General features: G+C 70.0%; 14 protein-coding genes and 5 pseudogenes. 11 read left to right on the top strand and 8 right to left on the bottom strand.

Annotation, left to right across the window (positions count from 1 at the left end):
- The first annotated feature begins 704 nt into the window (after positions 1-704).
- Complete coding sequence (locus AB0D12_RS13235; protein ID WP_362680665.1) at positions 705-2,831, top strand: SpoIIE family protein phosphatase; 2,127 nt, start codon at positions 705-707, stop codon at positions 2,829-2,831.
- A gap of 33 nt (positions 2,832-2,864) precedes the next feature.
- Here AB0D12_RS13235 and AB0D12_RS13230 read toward each other — a convergent pair whose 3' ends face one another.
- Entirely contained in the window at positions 2,865-3,290 is a 426-nt protein-coding gene (locus AB0D12_RS13230; RefSeq protein ID WP_362680663.1) for a heavy metal-responsive transcriptional regulator, read from the bottom strand.
- Between the two features lie 78 nt (positions 3,291-3,368).
- Here AB0D12_RS13230 and AB0D12_RS13225 point away from each other — a divergent pair, with 78 nt between their 5' ends.
- The 3 genes and pseudogenes from AB0D12_RS13225 to AB0D12_RS13215 all read left to right on the top strand — a co-directional run bounded on the left by AB0D12_RS13225 (position 3,369) and on the right by AB0D12_RS13215 (position 7,328).
- Positions 3,369-4,076 (top strand): tRNA-dependent cyclodipeptide synthase, encoded by a 708-nt coding sequence (locus tag AB0D12_RS13225; protein ID WP_362680661.1) that lies wholly within the window; start codon positions 3,369-3,371, stop codon positions 4,074-4,076.
- An 18-nt stretch (positions 4,077-4,094) separates the two neighbouring features.
- Positions 4,095-6,295: pseudogene (locus tag AB0D12_RS13220) on the top strand (heavy metal translocating P-type ATPase).
- 202 nt (positions 6,296-6,497) lie between these two features.
- Entirely contained in the window at positions 6,498-7,328 is an 831-nt protein-coding gene (locus tag AB0D12_RS13215; protein WP_362680659.1) for a DUF2182 domain-containing protein, read from the top strand.
- A 55-nt stretch (positions 7,329-7,383) separates the two neighbouring features.
- Here AB0D12_RS13215 and nrtS read toward each other — a convergent pair.
- The 5 genes and pseudogenes from nrtS to AB0D12_RS13190 form a co-directional block, all read right to left on the bottom strand.
- Positions 7,384-7,587, bottom strand: a pseudogene (gene nrtS, locus AB0D12_RS13210) (nitrate/nitrite transporter NrtS); the annotation flags it as partial.
- A 30-nt stretch (positions 7,588-7,617) separates the two neighbouring features.
- Positions 7,618-8,271, bottom strand: a complete 654-nt coding sequence (locus AB0D12_RS13205; RefSeq protein ID WP_362680657.1) for a DUF1326 domain-containing protein — start codon at positions 8,269-8,271, stop codon at positions 7,618-7,620.
- Positions 8,272-8,596: 325 nt separating this feature from the next.
- Positions 8,597-8,782: a hypothetical protein gene (locus AB0D12_RS13200; protein ID WP_362680655.1), complete on the bottom strand. Its 186-nt coding sequence runs from the start codon at positions 8,780-8,782 to the stop codon at positions 8,597-8,599.
- A 253-nt stretch (positions 8,783-9,035) separates the two neighbouring features.
- Positions 9,036-10,304 (bottom strand): MFS transporter, encoded by a 1,269-nt coding sequence (locus AB0D12_RS13195; protein ID WP_362680653.1) that lies wholly within the window; start codon positions 10,302-10,304, stop codon positions 9,036-9,038.
- Positions 10,301-11,659, bottom strand: coding sequence for an MBL fold metallo-hydrolase (locus AB0D12_RS13190; RefSeq protein WP_362680651.1), 1,359 nt, complete (start codon positions 11,657-11,659; stop codon positions 10,301-10,303). The genes AB0D12_RS13195 and AB0D12_RS13190 overlap by 4 nt, the downstream gene beginning before the upstream one ends.
- Before the next feature lie 86 nt (positions 11,660-11,745).
- Here AB0D12_RS13190 and AB0D12_RS13185 point away from each other — a divergent pair, with 86 nt between their 5' ends.
- Complete coding sequence (locus AB0D12_RS13185; protein ID WP_362680649.1) at positions 11,746-12,417, top strand: metalloregulator ArsR/SmtB family transcription factor; 672 nt, start codon at positions 11,746-11,748, stop codon at positions 12,415-12,417.
- Between the two features lie 135 nt (positions 12,418-12,552).
- On the opposite strand, the gene AB0D12_RS13180 is transcribed toward AB0D12_RS13185, so the two are convergent.
- Positions 12,553-12,675: a hypothetical protein gene (locus tag AB0D12_RS13180; protein WP_362680647.1), complete on the bottom strand. Its 123-nt coding sequence runs from the start codon at positions 12,673-12,675 to the stop codon at positions 12,553-12,555.
- 69 nt (positions 12,676-12,744) lie between these two features.
- Here AB0D12_RS13180 and AB0D12_RS13175 point away from each other — a divergent pair.
- From AB0D12_RS13175 to AB0D12_RS13160, 4 genes and pseudogenes are all read left to right on the top strand, one after another.
- Positions 12,745-13,190 (top strand): annotated as a pseudogene (locus tag AB0D12_RS13175) (aminotransferase class V-fold PLP-dependent enzyme); the annotation flags it as partial.
- A 48-nt stretch (positions 13,191-13,238) separates the two neighbouring features.
- Positions 13,239-13,343 (top strand): annotated as a pseudogene (locus AB0D12_RS13170) (IS481 family transposase); the annotation flags it as partial.
- 219 nt (positions 13,344-13,562) lie between these two features.
- Positions 13,563-13,840: pseudogene (locus AB0D12_RS13165) on the top strand (DUF305 domain-containing protein).
- A gap of 115 nt (positions 13,841-13,955) precedes the next feature.
- A complete protein-coding gene (locus AB0D12_RS13160) occupies positions 13,956-16,454 on the top strand; it encodes a heavy metal translocating P-type ATPase (protein WP_362680645.1) in 2,499 nt (832 codons plus the stop codon).
- Between the two features lie 593 nt (positions 16,455-17,047).
- Here AB0D12_RS13160 and AB0D12_RS13155 read toward each other — a convergent pair.
- Positions 17,048-17,695: a TetR/AcrR family transcriptional regulator gene (locus AB0D12_RS13155; protein WP_362680643.1), complete on the bottom strand. Its 648-nt coding sequence runs from the start codon at positions 17,693-17,695 to the stop codon at positions 17,048-17,050.
- 89 nt (positions 17,696-17,784) lie between these two features.
- Between AB0D12_RS13155 and AB0D12_RS13150 the strand changes: the two genes are divergently transcribed.
- Positions 17,785-18,447: a methyltransferase domain-containing protein gene (locus tag AB0D12_RS13150; protein WP_362680640.1), complete on the top strand. Its 663-nt coding sequence runs from the start codon at positions 17,785-17,787 to the stop codon at positions 18,445-18,447.
- A 5-nt stretch (positions 18,448-18,452) separates the two neighbouring features.
- Complete coding sequence (locus AB0D12_RS13145) at positions 18,453-18,632, top strand: hypothetical protein (protein WP_362680637.1); 180 nt, start codon at positions 18,453-18,455, stop codon at positions 18,630-18,632.
- Positions 18,633-18,638 lie beyond the last annotated feature (6 nt).

Genomic DNA, 18,638 nt, shown 5'->3' with positions numbered 1-18,638 from the left:
ACGCATTCTTCGGCCGGATGGGTCGACTCCTGGCCGTCGTCGTTGTGGCCGGGCGTCACCTGGCTCTGCCCGTCAGCCGTGTGACTGTGCACCGGATGCACAGAGGCTGCGACGGCAGTGGCGGTCATGTGTCCCGCTGCGCTCTCCGCGCTCGCACCATGGGAGTACAGGAAACCGAACAGCAGGGCTGCCAACCACAGCACGCGCAGCGGACCCGCCGAGGAACGGGCCCAAGGCTCGCCGGATGGCGTCCAGGCTGTGACCATGCCGCGAGCCTAGCCGGTGACCGAAGTTGCTCCGCCACGCCCCTCGGCTGAGTACTGGCCGCCCCAACAGTCGACAGAACCCGTATGTGAAGCCGCCGGATCGGAACCGCAGCGGCGCATTCGATGATCCGGCAGACCAGGGCGCTCCCCCTCGGCTGGCTGCCTGGTCGGCCTGGGCCCGGCTGCACGTATCGCCGCAGTGCTGCACCACGACGGCACCGCCCGCGTACAGACCCCCGCCGGGGACCATGGCCTGCAGGGCTTCAACGCCGCACCAGTCTGCCGCTCCCTCTGAAGAGACCGCCGGAGACAGGGGTTCCCATCCCGGCGTCTGCGGGATTCGGGACTGCACAGAGCCGGCGCATTAACGACCACCGTGCCGTGCCGGGTGCGGCGGCTGATACTGGGAGGGTCCCCTGCGGGCGTGAGGTCCCGGCGATGAGCGATGACATGCCCCCGATCGAGGAGTTGACCGGCGCTGGTGCGGCCACAGTTGCCGGCGGATGGCTGGGTGTGCTGCCGGTGGCGCTGGTGGCCACCGGCGCCGACGGCCGCATCGTGCGGTGGGATCCGGTGGCGCAGGAGCTGCTGGGCTACCCGGCGCCGGAGGTTGTGGGTCGGCATGTGGTGGAGCTGCTGCATCCGGGCGCGGACCGGAGCCTGGGCTCGTCGCTGTGGGAGGCGGCTGCCGCGGGGCACGGTGTGATGGGTGTGGTCACGGCGTGGCACAGGGATGGGCACCCGCTGGAACTGGAGATCTGGGCATGTCCGGTCCCGGGCAATGATCGCCGCTCTGGGGTGCTGGTTTTCGCGGCCGACGCCTCCGGTGCCCGCCGGGTGCGGGGGTCCTCGGCGGTGTGGGACGGGTTGTTCGCCCGCTCTCCGGTCGGGATCGCGGTGTTCGACACGCAGCTTCGGTTCTTGCAGGTCAACCCCGCCTTGCAGGTGATGAACGGCCTCCCTGAGGCGGCTCATGTGGGCCGTCGTCTGGCGCAGGTGCTGCCGGAGGTGAATACCGGGGAGATGGAGGAGATGATGCGCCGGGTCCTGGCCGACGGTGAGCCGGTGCTGGACTTCCGCCGCGTCGGACGGACCCCGGCCGACCCCGACCGCAACCAGGTGTGGTCGTGCTCTTTCGTCCGTCTGGAGGATGCCCACGGCCTGTCGATCGGGGTCACCGCCTCGATCATCGACATCACCGCCCAGCAGCAGGTCCAGACGGAAGCGGAAGCGAGCCGCCGCGGGCTCGCTCTGCTGAATGAGGCCAGCGTCCGGATCGGGACAACATTGGAGCTGGAACGCACCGCGCAGGAGCTGGCCGAGGTGGCGGTGCCCCACCTTGCCGACGTGGTCATCGTCGATGTTCTGGAAACAGTCGCCGCCGGCGCCGCGCCTGGCCCTGGGCTGGTCGGCGGCGCAACGGTGCGCCGCCTGGGCAAGGCACCTCTCAGCGGCTCCCCGGTAGCCGATGTCCTGGCCCCGCTGGGCCGGAGTCTGTCATTCCCGGCTGCTGCCCCCTACACCCAGGCCCTCGTCCAGCGGCAGCCCTTCCTGATCGCCCACCTGGACACCCGGGCGGTGGCGGGTGCGGCCCGCCACACCGACAAGCCCCAACGGCTGCTGGGAATGGGCGTGCACTCGTTCATGATGGCGCCCATGGTCGCCCGTGGCGTGGTGCTGGGCGTGGCGTCCTTCTGCCGCGTCGGCACTGCCAGACCCTTCGATTCCGCCGACGTCGCGCTCGCCAGCGACCTGGCCGCCCGTGCGGCGGTGTGCGTCGACAACGCCCGCATGTACAGCCGGGAGCATGACACCGCCGTGATCCTGCAGCGCAGCATGCTGCCGCAGCATGTGACGCCGCCGCCGGGGATCGAGATCGCCCACCGTTACCTGCCGGCCAGCGACGTCAACGAGGTCGGCGGGGACTGGTACGACGTGATCGCACTCCGTGACGGGAAGGCGGCTCTGCTGATCGGGGACGTGATGGGGCACGGCACCGCCGCCGCAGCCGCCATGGGGCGGCTGTCCAGCTCCGTGCGGGCGCTCGCCCGTCTCGACCTTCCCGCCGTCGAGCTCCTGCACCACCTGGAGGACACCCTCGCCGACCTCGCCGACCCGCTGCTGGCCACCTTCCTCTACGCCGTCTGCGACCCGCGCACTGGCCACTGCCAGATCACCCGCGCCGGCCACCCCCCGCCCGCCGTCGTCGCCCCCGACGGCACCGCGCACCTGCTGCAACTGCCTGCCGGAGTACCGCTGGGCGTCGGCGGCATCGACTTCACCACCACCGACGTGGACCTGGCGCCGGGCAGCCTGCTCGTCCTGTACACCGACGGCCTCATCGAAGCCCGAGGCCGCGACATCGACGAACGTCTGACCGAACTCACCCACCTGCTCACCGGCACCACACCGCTGGCCGACCTGTGCGACACCCTGCTCAGCCACCTCGCCCCCGCCTCCGCCGACGACGACATCGCCCTGCTCATCGCACGCATCGGCAGCCCCCATGCCGGGCGGCACGGAACTTCCCACCTCAGCTCAACCAAGGCGGGACAGCGGAGCTGATGCACGTGGTCCGACAGCCGGCGGAATCTCGACTCATGAACTCGCCGGGCCGGAACTCGCGGTGATGCCTTCGATGATCCGGCAGACCAGGGCGCTCTGCCCCTGGTCGACTGCCTGGTCGGCCTGGGCGCGGGCGTTCTGGAGGGTGGTCCGGAGAGCTTGGAGGTCGGCGATGCGGCGCTCGATGTCGGCGAGGTGCTGGTCGAGGAGGTTGCTGACGAGGCCGCAGGGCTGCTCGCCGCGGCGCTGGAGGTCGAGAATCTCTTTGATCTCTTTGAGGCTGAGGCCGAGGGCCTGCGCCTGGCGGATGAAGCCGAGTACGGGGATCGCTTCGTCGGTGTACGTGCGGTAGCCGGCGGCGGTGCGCTCGGGCGGGTCGATGAGGCCGTTGGCCTCGTAGAGGCGGACGGCCTTCGGGCTCAGCCCGGTCTGGGCGGCGATGCGGCCGACGGTGAGCATGATGGAGGGCTCCGTTCGTGCGAATGGTTCCAGTCTGCGCTTGACCTTGCCCTAAGGGCAAGGTTTTAGCGTCCGGTCATGACCACAGATCAAGGCGACGGCAGTACGGCGGTGATGGCAGTGACACCGCTGAGCGGCCGGTGCGCCGAAGTCGTCGAGCGGGCCGAGCATGCCTGCTTCGGGATCAGCCCGTTCAACAGCTACTTCTCCACCGCCCGGATCCGCGAGCTGGCGGCGTGGGGGCTCGATCGGTTCGAGCGGGTGGACTTCTTCGTGCCGGACGCACCGAGCGCCTTCACCTTCGAGGCACTGGGATACGCGCCGGCGATGGCCGCGTGGAAGCGCGCAGACAGGGCCAGTACACCTGCAACAAGATCGTCACCGCGCTGGGTTCGCTCGGCCTGGCCGACGCGGACAAGCGCGCTGGGCTGGGCGGAGCTGGAGGGCAATGCGGCGTTCGGTCGGCTCCATGCGAGCGGGCTGCGCCGGTACGCCGACGACCAGGGTTTCCGTGATGCCTGCCGGGAGGCCACAGGGTGGGTGCTGGCCGAAAAACTGCCCGCCGGGCAGGTGCCGGACGAGGAACAGGTCGAGCACGCGGTGCGCTACTTCCTGGCCGAGTTACCGCTGTTCCTCGACACCCCGGCCATCGTCGGCGCCGGCACATCTGTGTTCTGCTACCACCAGCCGCCTGCTGTCCTACGCCGCCTGTACGGGGGCGAGCTGACCTGGCGTCCCGCCGCCGGGCAGGGCTTCGCCGTTGTGGCACCGGCCGTACGAGACTGAAAGAGAAAGGAACCGTCCATGGCAACCAGCACGCGGCCCGATGCCGAGCAGTCCATAGAACTGGCCATCACCGGGATGACCTGCGCCTCGTGCGTGGCGCGGGTGGAACGCAAACTGGGCAAGCTGCCCGGCGTGACCGTGACGGTGAACCTCGCGACCGCAACCGCGCACGTGACCCGGGAGAGCCCCGATGTCGGCGTTGAGGAGATGATTGCTGCCGTCGAGGCCATCGGTTACGGCGCCGAGGTGCCCCGGACCCAAGCCCCGGCCACGGAGGAAGAGGCTGTCGATGCCGAGGGCGCGCACATCGCCGGTCTGCGCCGCCGACTGATCGCTTCGGCGCTGCTGGGTTTGCCGGTGGTGCTCGTGTCGATGATCTCCGCTCTCCACTTCCCCGGCTGGCAGTGGGTGGCGCTGTTGCTGGCCACACCGGTGGTCGCGTGGGGTGCGTGGCCGTTCCACCGGGCAGCGGCCCTGAATCTGCGGCATGCGTCGGCGACGATGGACACCCTGGTGTCGCTGGGGGTGCTGGCCGCCTACGTGTGGAGCGCCGGGACTCTCCTACTGGGCGGGGATCACCTGTACTTGGAGGTCGCCGTCGTACTGACGGCGTTCCTGCTGGCGGGCCGGTTCTTCGAGGCCCGCGCCAAGCGGCGGGCCGGGGACGCGATCCGGGCGCTGATGGACCTGGGCGCCAAGGACGTCGCCGTACTCCGCGACGGTACGGAGGTACGTATCCCTGTGGAGGACTTGGCCGCGGGTGACCTCTTCGTCGTACGGCCCGGCGAGAAGATCGCCACGGACGGCGAGGTCGTCGAGGGCGCCTCGGCGGTGGACGAGTCGCTGCTGACCGGGGAGAGCGTGCCGGTGGAGGTCGAGCCTGGCTCGCAGGTCACTGGCGCCACCCTCAACAGCCACGGCCGGCTGACCGTACGGGCGACACGGGTCGGGTCGGACACCAAGCTGCACAGATCGCCGCCCTGGTGGAGCGGGCCCAGACCGGCAAGGCCGCGGTGCAGCGCCTGGCCGACCGGATCTCGGCGGTCTTCGTCCCGGTCGTCATCGCCCTGGCTGTCGGTACGTTTGCCGTCTGGACACTGATCGGCGCGTCCGCCGCCACGGCGCTGACCGCCGCCATCGCCGTGGTGATCATCGCCTGCCCGTGCGCCCTGGGGCTGGCCACGCCCACCGCGCTGATGGTCGGCACCGGACGCGGCGCACAGCTCGGGCTGCTGATCCGCGGACCCGAGGTACTGGAGTCCACCCGGCGCATCGACACCGTCGTCCTGGACAAGACCGGCACCGTCACCGAGGGGAAGATGCGTCTGGTCGAGGTGGTGGCCGCCGACGGCGAGGACGCGGACGAGGTGCTGCGCATGGCCGGTGCGCTGGAGGAGGCGAGCGAGCATCCCATCGCCGCTGCCATCTCCGCCGCCGCCCGCGAGCAGTTCGGGGCTCTGGCTGCGGTGACCGGCTTCGCCAACACCCAGGGGCGCGGCGTGACCGGACAGGTTGACGGCCGGACCGTGCTGGCGGGGCGCGCTTCCTGGCTGGACCAACAGGCGAAGTCCCTGCCCGCAGACCTGGCCCGCGCACGGGACGCGGCGGAGGCGAAGGGCCGTACGGTCGTCTTCGCCGCGTGGGACTCGCAGGTGCGGGGCGCGCTGGTGGTCGCCGACACCGTCAAGTCGACCAGCGCCCAGGCTGTGGCCGACCTCAAGCGGCTCGGGCTGACCCCGGTCCTGCTGACCGGCGACAACACGGCCGCGGCCGGCGCGGTCGCGGCGGAGGTCGGAATCGACCGCGTGATCGCCGAAGTCCACCCCGAGGACAAGGTCGCCGAGATCCAGCGGCTGCAGCAGGAGGGCCGCGTGGTGGCGATGGTCGGCGACGGCGTCAACGACGCGGCCGCCCTGGCCCAGGGCGACCTCGGCCTGGCGATGGGCACCGGCACCGATGCGGCGATCGCCGCATCCGATCTGACCCTGGTACGGGGTGACTTGCGGGCGGCGGCGGACGCGATCCGGCTGGCTCGCCGTACCCTGCGTACGATCAAGGCCAACCTGTTCTGGGCCTTCGCCTACAACGTGGCCGCGCTGCCGCTGGCCGCGCTCGGACTGCTGAACCCGATGATCGCCGGAGGGGCGATGGCGTTCTCGTCGGTGTTCGTCGTCTCCAACAGCCTGCGACTGCGCCGCTTCCAGCCCATGCACCGCTGACCCCAGGGCACAGCGCGAGTTGGCCGACCGGGCCTGTCCCGGTCGGCCGCTGCCCCTGCGGGTCCCCCGCTTTTGAGTCCTCCGCTTCTGTGATCTGCTGGAGATGTCATCCACATGTCCGTCGCTCGCCGTGGCATGCCGCAGGCATCAAAACGGGGCCACCGGGCGGGCCGTGGCAGCGCACGTTCTTGGAGGAAGTGCCATGCCGCACCTCAGACTGGCTGCGCCGGCGCCCACCCGGCCGGGAGTCCTCCTGCCGAGGCGTGATCTGGCGGTTGCCTGGATCCTGATGGTGCTGATCGCCGCGTTGGCATGGGTACTCACGGTCGGCCAGTCACGCGACATGGGAACGCAACCCGGCACCATGGGCATGGCACTCCCGCTCTTTCTGCTGCTCTGGGTGGTCATGATGGTGGCGATGATGCTGCCCTCGATGGCCCCCATCGCGATCACCTGGGCGCGTGCGATCGGTCGGCAGTCGGCGGGGGCGGTCCGCGCCGCCCGGATGACCCAGTTCGCGGGCGGCTACCTGCTCGTCTGGGCCGCGTTCGGACTGCTCGCGTACGCAGGGCTGGCCGCGACCGGGCGGTTGGTGGACGACAACCCCGACGCGGGCCGCTGGCTCGGCGCTGCCGCGTTTTTCCTCGCCGGGGTGCACCAGTTCGGGCCGCTGAAGCGCGTGTGTCTGCGGCACTGCCGCAATCCGCTCTCCCACCTGCTGCGGTACGCGCGCTTCCGGCCGTGGGCCCGCGACCTGCGCGTGGGCATGCACCATGGGCTCTACTGCCTCGGCTGCTGCTGGGGCCTGATGATCGTCCTCATCCCGCTCGGGGTGATGAACGTGGCGGCCATGGCCGGGCTGGCCGCGGTGATCTTCCTGGAGAAGCTCTGGTGGCGAGGCCCCTGGCTCACCTGGGCGGTCGGCCTCGCCTTCCTCGTACTGGCCGCCTTGGCCCCGTTCCAGGACTGGATGCTGCCCGGCCTTCAGATGTCCGGGCCGTCGATGGACTCGATGATGGGCCTGCCCTACTGAGCGCCTGCTTCCCCGACCGCCATGTCGCACGCCGGCAGCTGAAGAATCCCGCGCTCGAGACGCAGAACGGCACCACATAGTTGACCAGGACCCGCACCACCGTGGCCGTGGTGGCATCGCCGGACGCGATGACGGAACCCTGGTTCACCAGAGACAACAGCGTGCCGACGGCAAGCGCGATCGGCACGCATCGGGACAGCGACGCGCGCGAGAACACAGTCGGCAGCAGGCCCGGCGGAGCAGGCGCGGGAGGAGACATACGGTCCTCCTCCCACCCGGTGTCCTTCGCCTACACCCGCCCGGCGGGTGCGCCCTCAGGCGCCTCGCTCGAGAAGGCGTAGTCCGCCCTCTCGCCGTACGCCGCCTCGAAGGACAGGCCGAAGGCGTCGGAACGCCCGCTGGCGCGACCCACCACGTACTCCGGCGCGAACCCGAACAATGCGTTCTTGACCGTCGTCGGTTTTCCGTCGGGCCCGGTAAGAGGCTCGAAGGCGAGCTCGGTCTTCCCACCGACGCTGAGGCTGGGATTCTCCCCGTCACTCAGAGAGACGCTCGCCCGCTCCATACCCAGGTACTCGCCGAAGAACTGCGAGAGTTCGCCGAATGCCCCGCCTTCGCGACCGGACAGGATGCGCTCGATCGCAGCGGCCTGCTCATCGCTGGCGCCCTCATCGACGACAATGCCCACCTTCCAGTCACCTGAAGTCAGGTTCGAGGGAAAGTGGTTGTAGAGGGCGAAGTCGACCCCGGACAGGTCCAGCTCATCCAGGCGTCCTTCGGCCACATGGAACGCGACCATGCCCAGGCACTGCTCACGCCCCTGCGCATCACGGGGCTTCGCGTCGACGGCGCACCCGCAGACCATCACACACGAACAACCGGAAAGGTAATTGCCCGAAATACTCCACGTCATGACTCCTCCTAGTCCCCGCTCGATCTCCATCGCCCGATGTCACGGACGATGCCGACATCGCGAGTGAGCGGTGGGGAGCGTTCGGTCGGCGGTGAGCATACGGAGCATCCTGGACGACTCCGTACGACACACGCACCGAGCCGCCCGCCGCAATTCCGCGCAGGCACAAAGACTGGCGCGGTGGGAGCGTCCATCACCGCCTCCGCTCCACCGGATGCCACAGGAACCCGGGAGCTTCATCACCTTCAACGCTACGCCCCCTCGAAGGTGCAAGCAGCCCCGGTCCTGCCCAGCGCGGACCCCGCCCCGGCCGGGAACGATCCTTCCCGGCCGGGTGTATACGGGGGCGGCCGGCTCACCCGGCGACGCGGGCCCGGTAGTCGCCGGACCGCTCAACCGCCGTGATCAGCGTGGCCTTGCCCGGCTTACGGGTGCCCAGATCGACTTCGGTGTCACCGTTGCGCTGGACGATCTCCTGGACACCGAGTTCGAGGATGGTGAAGGCGCGGGCGCAGCCGCCGGAGTCCTTGCCGTGCCTCACCCGTTGCTCGATCCGCGGGCCGGCTTGCGGGCGGCGAGGCGTTCGACGATGCCGAGTTTGAACCGGTCCCGCTGCTCGATCTCCGGGGCGAACCTGTACCGGTCAGGCAAGGCGATCGATCCCGTCAGCGCAGCGCCCCCACGTTCGACATCATTGGCGCGCTCATCTGCCTCGTGTCCTGGGGTCGGACGTGGTGTTTGCGTGAGGCCGACGGGTGTCAGTGCTGCTGATGTCGATCACCGGGGCTCGATGATCACGGGCGGGGGTGCGTCTCGTACATGCGTACCGCTACGACGAGGCCGGAAGCGGCGGTAAGGGCGGCGACAGCCCAGATAGCGGTGGTCAGGCTGTAGACGTCGGCGAGGGCTCCGGCGAGCAGGGCGCCGACGGCGAAGCCGCCGTCGCGCCACAGGCGGTAGACGCCGACGGCGCGAGCACGCCACGCGGGGTGGGCGACGTCGCCGATAACGGCGAGCAGAGTGGGATAGACGAGGGCGGTGCCGATGCCGAGGAGGACTTGCGCGGCGGCCCAGGCGCCGAACGTAGTGCCGACGGCGACAAGGGCGATGGCGGCGGCCTGCAGCAACATGCCTGTCGTGATGAGGTGTTTGCGGCCGATGTGGTCGGACCACCAGCCGGTGAGCATCTGGCCCGCTCCCCACACGGCGGGGTAGAGGGCGGCGAGGATGCCGATCTGGGCGATCGACAGGCCGTGGGCGGCGAAGAGCAGGGGGAAGATGCCCCAGGCGAGGGCGTCGTTGAGGTTGTTGACCATGCCGGCCTGGCTGGCTGCGGACAGAGCCTTGTCGCTCAGGCTGGTGAGACGGGCGATCTGGACCGTGGTCAGATCTCCGTCGTGGCCACCGCCAGTAGGGGAGTTATGGCGCGAGGCCTCGAAGCGGGCGTGGTCTCGGGTCTCGCGCACCGCGAAGGTGGACAGGCCCAGGGCCAGGACGACGTAGGCGGCACCGAGCAGGAACGGCTCTGGGCGCAGCCCGGCGTGCTCGGCGATGGCGCCGGTAGCCATCGCGGTGGCAGCCACGGCGACGTAGCCGGCGGCCTCGTTGAAGCCCATGGCCAGGCCGCGTCGTTCCGGGCCGACCAGGTCGATCTTCATGATGACGGTGGTGGACCAGGTCATGCCCTGGTTCATGCCGAGCAGGATGTTGGCGGCGATGATCCAGCCCCACGACGGACCCCACGCGAGCATGACGGGAACCGGGATGGCGATCAGCCATCCGGCGATCAGAACGGGCTTGCGGCCGAAGCGGTCCGACCAGGTCCCGGCGAAGAAGTTGGTGACGGCCTTGGTGGCGCCGAAGGCCACGATATAGGTGAGGGCGGAGGTGTAGGCGGACAGGTGGAAGACGTCGTCGGCCAGCAGCGGCAGGACCGTGCGCTCCTGGCCGAGCATGCCGCCGACCAGAGCGTTCACGGCGACGAGCAGGCTCAACTGGGCGAGGTTGGCGCGTAGTCCGAGACGTATGCCGGAGTTGGTCTCGCCGGTGGTGTGGGTGGTCACGCGGTCTTCTCCAGGGGGCTGCCGGTGGCCTTGGACCAGTCGTCAGGTCCGCCGTCGAGAACGGCGAGATCCTGGTGGCCGGCTCGCTGTAGGAGGCTGGCGGCGGTCATGGCGCGTTCGCCGTGGCCGCAGGCGACCACAGCACCTTTCGGTGCTTCATCGGTACGGGCGGCAAGGTCGCCGAGCTCTATGTGGACCGCGTCGGCGATGTGACCTGTCGCATGTTCGGCTGTCTGCCGGATGTCCAGCACTGGCCGGTTCGCGATGCGGTCGGCGGTAAGCAGTTCGATGGTCTGTTGCTGTCCACCGTCGGCGGTCCAGGCGGCCATCTGCAGGTGCCCTGCGAGGCGTTCGTATCCGACCTTCAGCGCCTGCCATGTGACTTCGGCGAGATCCTGACCGGGTGCGGTAGCGAAGACGAGCGGGGCGTCGTCGGGCAACAACCAGCCCAGCCAGGTGGCGAACTGGTCGCGCAGCGGAATGGAGATCGCACCGGGGATGTGCCCGGCGGCGAAGTCCGCGACGAGACGTACGTCGACGACCTGTGCGCCCTGGCCGAGCAGACTGCGCACCTCGGCCACGGAGAGCGCGGTGAGCGGCGGGGCGGAGCCGAGGACTGTGGGCCCGCGCCGGTTCACCTCGCCCAAGCGGTCGAAGTACGCGGGGTAGGAGCCGAGGCTGCCGAGCAACTGCGTGACGAAGGTACCCTCGTCCGGCGCGGCGAGCAGCGGGTTCGCCCGCTTCTGGGCGGCGATGGTGGTGGTGCGCTCGGCACCGGGCGGCGCGGAGCAGAAGGAACCCGCGCCGTGGGTGGGCCACACCGCTGTGGTGTCCGGCAGTTCGGCCAGGCGCCTCAGCGAACGGTACTGGGCGCGAGCCAGCTCCTCCGCACGGTCGGCGCCGAGCAGGTCCGTACGGGCGGCCGAGCCGACGATGAGTGAGCCGCCGGTGAATACGCCCAGCTCGCGGGCACCGTCCAGGAGGAGGAAGGACAGATGCTCATCGGTGTGCCCGGGGGTGGCCAGCGCCCGCAGAGTCAGACCGCCCAGGTCGGTCTCGTCGCCGTCGGCGAGCGCGGTGTGCGGGAAGGCGCGGCGTCCGGCGGCTGAGGCGAGCACGGTGGCGCCGTCGTCGGCCGCCAGCTGCACCGCTCCGGACAGGAAGTCGGCGTGCAGGTGGGTGTCGGCGGCGACGGCGACCGTCAGTCCGCGCCGGCTTGCAGCCGCGCGCAGGGCGCGCAGGTCCCGGCTCGCGTCCACGGCCAGGGCCCGGCCGTCGCCCAGGTCGACGAGGTAGGCGCTGTTGCCCAGCCCCTCATCGACCAGGGGTATCAGGTGATCGTCGGCGAAGCCCATCAGGTCCTCCAGGTGTCACGGTAGGGGCTGAGTGGTCACAGCACCTGCCCACAGATACAATATTCCATGGATCTATGGAGGATGCCATGGGAGATGTCACGCGCAAGTCGGCGCTGTACGACGCCTTCGCTCACACGGGTAAGGCTCTGGCCAGCGGAAAGCGTCTGGAACTGCTTGATCTGCTCGCTCAGGGCGAGCGCACCGTCGACGCGCTGGCGAAGGCGGCGGGGCTGAATCTGACCACCGCCTCGGCGCATCTGCAGACCCTCAAGCAGGCAGGGCTCGTGGCCACCCGCCGCGAAGGCGTCCGCATCCACTACCGGCTGGCCGGGGAGGACGTCGCCGCCCTGTACGCGCTGCTGCGGCAGGTCGCCCAGGCCCATCAGGCCGGTGTGGAGGCCGCCCGCACCGCCTACCTCGGCGACCCGGGCGAGGTGGAGGAGGTCGGCCGTGAGGAGCTGCTGGCCCGGGCACAGGCGGGTGAGGTCGTCGTCCTCGATGTCCGCCCGTCTGAGGAGTACGCCTCCGGGCACATCCCCGGTGCGCTCTCCATTCCGGTCGAGGAACTCGCCGAGCGGATCTCCGAGTTGCCCGATGAGGCCGAGGTGGTGGCGTACTGCCGTGGCGCCTACTGCGTTCTCGCGTACGACGCCGTACGGCTGTTGCATGAGCGTGGCCGCAAGGCGGTCCGGCTGAGCGACGGGATGCTGGAGTGGCGGCTTGCCGAGCTGCCCGTGGACAGTGGGAATGCCGCATGATCCCTGTGCACCCCGGGCTGCAGGGTGGACCGGTCTATCTGGACTACAACGCCACCACTCCGGCCGACCCGCGGGTTGCCGAGGCGCTGCGGCCGTATCTGGCGGACTGGTTCGGCAATCCCTTAGTGCCCACGCCTACGCGACCGAGCCGAGGAAAGCCCTGGGCAGCGCCCGTGGCCAGGTCGCCGCGCTCATCGGGGCGGAAGCCGAGGAGATCGTGTTCAACGGCTCCGGCTCCGAGGCCGACAGCCTCGCCATCCGGGGTGCCGTACTGGCCGCCAAGACCGACCGTCCGCATGGGATCACCCAGTCACCGAGCACCCAGCCATCCTGGAAACCTGCCGGGCCCTGGAACGCCTGCACGGCACCGAGGTGACCTACCTGCCCGTCGACGCCGACGGCCTGGTCGATCCGGTGGCGCTGGCCGCCGCGCTCACCGAGCACACCGTCCTCGTCTCGGTCATGGCCGCCAACAACGAGACCGGCGCACTCCAGCCCATCGCCGAGCTGGCCCGTATCACCCGCGCCCAGGGGGACTCTTCCACTGCGATGCCGCTCAGGCGGAGGGGAAAATCCCCCTGGACGTACGGGACTTGGGCGTCGACCTGCTGACGATCGTCGGCCACAAGATGTACGCGCCGAAGGGCATCGCCGCCCTGTACGTACGCGACGGCGTCACCCTCGAACCGCTGGTCTACGGCGGCGGGCGGGAACGCGGCCTGCGCGCCGACACCGAAAACGTCGCGCTCGCCGTCGCCCTGGGCGCCGCGGCGCAACTGGCTGCCGAGGAGCTGGCCGACGGCGGCCACCACCGCATCGCCGCGCTCCGCGACCGCCTCCACACCCGGTCTGGCCGCTGCCACACCGCACTCGGCGGCCCCCCACCGATCAGCCGCGTGAACAACGCTCCAGGGCAATACACCTAGTCGTCCCGCACCGGCCGGCGACTAAAACTGGGGAGTCTCTGCTGGACCGGCGTCCGCAGGAGGGGGTACGTCGGTGACAGGAACAGGGTGGCCGGCGAGTGGGGACTGCGGCGGCGGTTGAGCCACGAGGAGAGCAGGCCACGGCGTCGGATCATTGCCCGCAGGACGACCGCGTGGAGCTCCTCCACTTCGGAGCGACCGACCTCGTCGATCAAGACCATGACCGGCTGGCTGACCTCGTGGGGCGAGGACGTACCCGCGGAAGGCGGCATGGAGCACTCTGGACGCTCCATGCCCGGGATGCTGACCGGCGACGACATGGCCAAGCTGGAAGAGGCGTCCCGGCATTCGACGCCGCTTTCCTGGAATTGATGATCAAGCGACACGAAGGTGTCGTCGTGATGGCCAAGACCGAAAAGCCAAGGACGCGAGCCAGGTCGCCAAGAAGGTGGCCGACGACATCGTCATCTCCCAGACCGCCGAGTTCGCCCGCATGAATGTTGTCCTCGACAACGCGTAGCCCACCTGGTCCGGGTGTGCGCCGGCGCACCACGATCCAGGCCCTCCTGCTACTCCCTCCGTGAAGACAGCGGACCCCGAAGAGGAATGGCCATGCCTGACTCCGCAGACGACCACGGTCAACCCCTGCCGTACCCGACGGGCCCGGCCAAGCAGCGCAGTACTGCGGTGCTGGATGTACGGGGCCTGGCCTGGGCGTCGCAGCAGAGCACCGTCGCCGCTGTGCTGGGGCGGCGCCCCGGCGTCGTTGAGGTCGAGGTGAACCCGGTTGCGCAGGCGGCGACGGTGGTCTTTGATCCGCGGCGTACGTCGCTGGCCGAGCTGCGCGGCTGGGTTACCGATTGCGGTTACCACTGCGCAGGTCAGTTGGTGCCCTCGCATGTGTGCGACCCCATGGCCGAACCGGATCCGCCCGATGAAGGGCATGGGGTCCCCGGCGTGGCGGCGGACGTGTGGACCGAGCCCGCCGGGCACCCGGCCCACGCCGAGGCGCCGGCGAAGCCGGAGGGGGCGGTGTCCCCGCACGAAGGGATGGGCCACGGTGGTCACGGCGAGATGTCGATGGCGGCCATGGCGGCCGACATGCGCAACCGCTTCCTGGTGGCGGTGGTGTTCTCTGTCCCGATTGTCATCTGGTCGCCGATCGGCGAGGACGTGTTCGGACTGGACGCCCCCGTCCCCTTTGGGCTGCGCCAGGACCTGTGGGCACTGCTGCTGAGCCTGCCGGTGATCTTCTACTCGTGCACGATCTTCTTTGGCGGTGCCGTACGGGCTCTGCGGGCACGCACGCTGGACATGATGGTGCTGGTCGCGGTCGCCGTCGGCTCCGGCTGGCTGTACTCCCTGATCGTCACGCTGACTGGGGGCGGCGACGTCTTCTATGAAGCGGCCACCGTTCTTGCCTCGTTCGTGCTGCTCGGCCACTGGTTCGAGATGCGTGCCCGGGGAGGTGCCAACGACGCGATCCGCACTCTGCTCGACCTGGCCCCGCCCAAGGCGCTCGTCCTGCGGGACGGCGAGCCGGTCGAGGTACCCACAGCCGAGGTCGCGGTCGGCGACCTGCTTCTGGTACGCCCCGGAGCCAAGATCGCCGTCGATGGGGTGGTCGAGGGGGGCGAGAGTGAAGTCGACGAGTCGATGGTCACCGGCGAGAGTCTGCCGGTGCACAAGGCGCCCGGCTCGCAGGCGGTGGGCGCGACCATCAACGCCAATGGCACGTTGCGTGTGCGCGCCACCAAGGTCGGCTCCGACACCGCACTGGCTCAGATCGTCAAGCTGGTCCAGGAAGCCCAGAACTCCAAGGCGCCGGGGCAGCGGCTGGCGGACCGGGCGGCGTTCCGGCTGGTGTTCGTCGCACTGGTCGGCGGCGCCGTGACTCTGGCCGTCTGGCTGTTGGCCACCGACCGCCCGTTCGGCGCCTCGATGCTGTTCGCCATCACCGTCGTCGTTATCACCTGCCCGGACGCGCTGGGCCTGGCGACTCCCACGGCGATCATGGTCGGTACGGGCCTGGGCGCCCGGCGGGGCGTGCTGTTCAAGAACGCCGTCGCCCTGGAGGCATCCGCCGGTATCCAGGTGGTCGTCATGGACAAGACCGGCACCCTGACCAAGGGCGAGCCGGAAGTCACCGACGTCGTCACCGCACAAGGAATTGACGAGACGGAGCTCCTGCGCCTGGTGGCAGCGGTGGAGCGCGAGTCCGAGCATCCCCTGGCCGAGGCTGTCGTACGGTACGCACTGACCCGTGCTGCAGTTGGAGCGGGTCTTGCCCGGCACTTCGAGAACGTTCCCGGCCATGGTGCGACGGCCGTCGTGGACGGCCACCGGGTCGCGGTCGGCAACCGCCGCCTGGCCGAACGTGAAGGCGTCGACCTCGGCCCCCTGGCCGGTGCGCGCCAGGAGATGGTAAGTACCGGCCGCACCATCGTCATTGCCTGCGTCGACGGGCAGGCGGCAGGCCTGCTCGGCATCGCCGACGCACCCCGGGAGACCTCGGCCGCCGCCGTGGCCGAACTGCATGCCCTCGGCGTCGAGGTGGTCATGCTCACCGGCGACAACCGGGCCACAGCCACGCGGATCGCCCAGCAGTTGGGCATCGACACCGTCATTGCCGAGGTCCTCCCGGGTGACAAGGCGGCCAAGGTCGCCGAACTGCAGCGGGGCGGCCGTAAGGTCGCCATGGTCGGCGACGGCGTCAACGACGCGCCCGCCCTCGCCCAGGCCGACCTCGGCATCGCGATCGGCGCCGGCACCGACGTCGCCATCGAGACCGCCGACCTCGTCCTCATGCGCTCCGACCCCCTCGACGTGGCCACCGCACTACGGATCGGCCGGGGCACCGTGCGCAAGATGCGGCAGAACCTCGGCTGGGCCATCGGCTACAACGCCATCGCCCTCCCGATCGCCGCGGGGGTCTTCGAGCCCGCCACCGGACTGGTGCTCCGCCCCGAGATCGCCGCACTGTCCATGTCCGGCTCCAGCATCATCGTCGCCGTCAACGCCCTTGACCTCAAACGCCTCCGGCTGCCGCGACGCGCGGCCAAGGCTCCGGATGTCGCCGAGGGCCGTGGCACAAGCCACCGCGCAGCCTGACCCCGGCCGCGCCAGGGCCGGCTGCCCCGCGCACACACAGAGCGGATTCCCAGACAGGAACAGCGCGGCCAGGGCCAGGATCAGGACCAGAGCGGCAGCGCCGCGTGTGCGGAGTCCCTGATTGCCGCCGAAGCCGACCGGGTGCCGGAAGTCCTCACCGACCGCACCCGGATCGTTTTCTTCGAGACCCTCCAACCCGAACCTCGACATCTTCGACATTGCCCGGTTCACCGCCCCTCACCACGGTGGACTGGTTCGCCTTCCCGAGACCCGGGTTCCCTCACTCGGCGGCCGAGCCGCCGAGGGCGGCGGCGGAGGAGGTGGAGGGCTCGTAGCGCCGCTTCCCGGCCTGCGCAGTCTCCGGGAACCGTGGCCTCGACGGTCGTCCGCGCCGCCGTGAGGCGTGTACGCCACTGAGCCGCGGGCCAGTTCTCGGGACGAGTGGTGACTACCTGGCCACGGCGGGCAGTACAGCGAAATCGGCGATCGCGGCATCGACTGAGCGGAGAGCAGCAAGTCGATGATTCCGCCGTCTGCGTCGGAGACCCTCGGGCGCAGACCTCGGTGAACCGACTGAATCCACTGAGCAGGGCTTACGGCTCGTCGGCGGACCGCTCCCGTGCGGTCAGCGCGTTGAGTGTCATGGCGCTGAGACGGGCTTCCAGCGCGGCTCGGTCGGGGATGACGGCGGCGCGGAAGGTGCGTGCGGACAGCATTGACATGAGCCACCAGGCGCCGGCTGCCGGGTCCAGGTCGGGGCGGATGTCGCCGTCGCGCTGTCCGCTGCGGAGCAGGTCCGCGAAAGCCTCGGCCATCTGCTGGAGTGCGTGGCGGGCTACGTCATCGACTCCGGGCTCGGCGGTGAGCGAGGAGGCGTCGGCGAAGAGGAAGCCGAGCGATCCTGGTGTGTGGAAGCGGTCCATGTGGTCCGGGGCCAGGAATTCCTCCAGGAGTTCCGACACAGGTGTGCCGTGGTCGACCGCGTTGTTGAGGACATCGCGGACCCGGGTGACGGCCCGGTCCAGGACGGCGGCGAACAGTGCCGCCTTCGAGCCGAAGTTCTGAAAGACCACCGGTTCGCTCACCCTGAGCCGGGCGGCGACCTCGGAGACCTTGCCGCGCCGGTACCCGGATTCGGCGAACACCTCGGTGGCCGCGGTCAGGATCGACTCCTTGCGCTGTGCGGCGGGGAGCCGGACGCGCGGCGCGCTTTTCCGGGTGGTGGATCTTGAGTCGGTCACAGGGGAAATCGTAACCCCCCTTGCGCCCCTAACTTAGTCGTGACTAAGCTGACGAGCGTTCTTAGTCATGACTAAGTTAAGGAGGGGTGATGGCCCTCGGACGACTCCTGCACGGCGATCCGCAGACCACCACACGGGGAGAGACGATTGGCCCGGCCCGCGCCTACGAGGTGTTCACGGCGGTCTTCTTCGGCGGGCGGCGGCGCCGCGCGTTTTCGCGCCTGGTCGAACTCAGCGGTGCCCGCCCCGGGGACAAGGTGCTCGACGTGGGCTGCGGCACCGGCTACCTCACCCGGCTGGTCGCCGCGGCGGTGGCACCCGGCGGCAGCGCGGTGGGCATCGATCCCTCGCCCACCGTCATCGGCTATGCGCGGAGCAAAGCAGGCAGCGGTGCCTGCTCGTACGAGACCGGGGTCGCCGAGGCGCTCAACGCGCCCGACGCCTCCTTCGACGTGGTGGTCACCAGCCTGGCGATCCATCACATCCCGGCCGATGTGCGGCCCGCCGCGCTGCGCGAGATGTTCCGGGTGCTGCGCCCCGGCGGGCGACTGCTGCTCGCAGACTTCCGGCCGCCGCGCAGTCGGCTGGGCCGTCACCTGATCGGCGCGCTGACCGGCCCGGCGATGGAGCACAACCCGGTGGATCTCCTCGACGGCCTCGCCGCCGACTCCGGTTTCAAGGTGCGGGCGCGCGGCGACGTGCGCCCGCACCTGCGCTATGTCCAGGCCGTCCGGCCGGAAATTGTGCGGTGAGCCGGATGCTGCACGCGAACCGCACTCTGCGGATCGCTTTCGCGCTGCTGCTGGGTGCGGGTGTCGCGGTGCACCTGTGGATCAGTGCGCGGGTCGGTCTGGCGATGGTCGCCGTTGGTCTTGTGGCACATCTTGCGGCCGCTCTGGCGGGACGGCGGTGGTTGGCGCGGAGCAGGTCCCGGTAGGGCGCT

Origin of the sequence: Streptomyces sp. NPDC048479, from assembly GCF_040651435.1 — a bacterium.
In the GTDB taxonomy this organism is placed as follows: domain Bacteria; phylum Actinomycetota; class Actinomycetes; order Streptomycetales; family Streptomycetaceae; genus Streptomyces.
The sequence above is the reverse complement of the archived record's forward strand: the minus strand, read 5'-3'. Positions and strand labels throughout refer to the sequence as shown.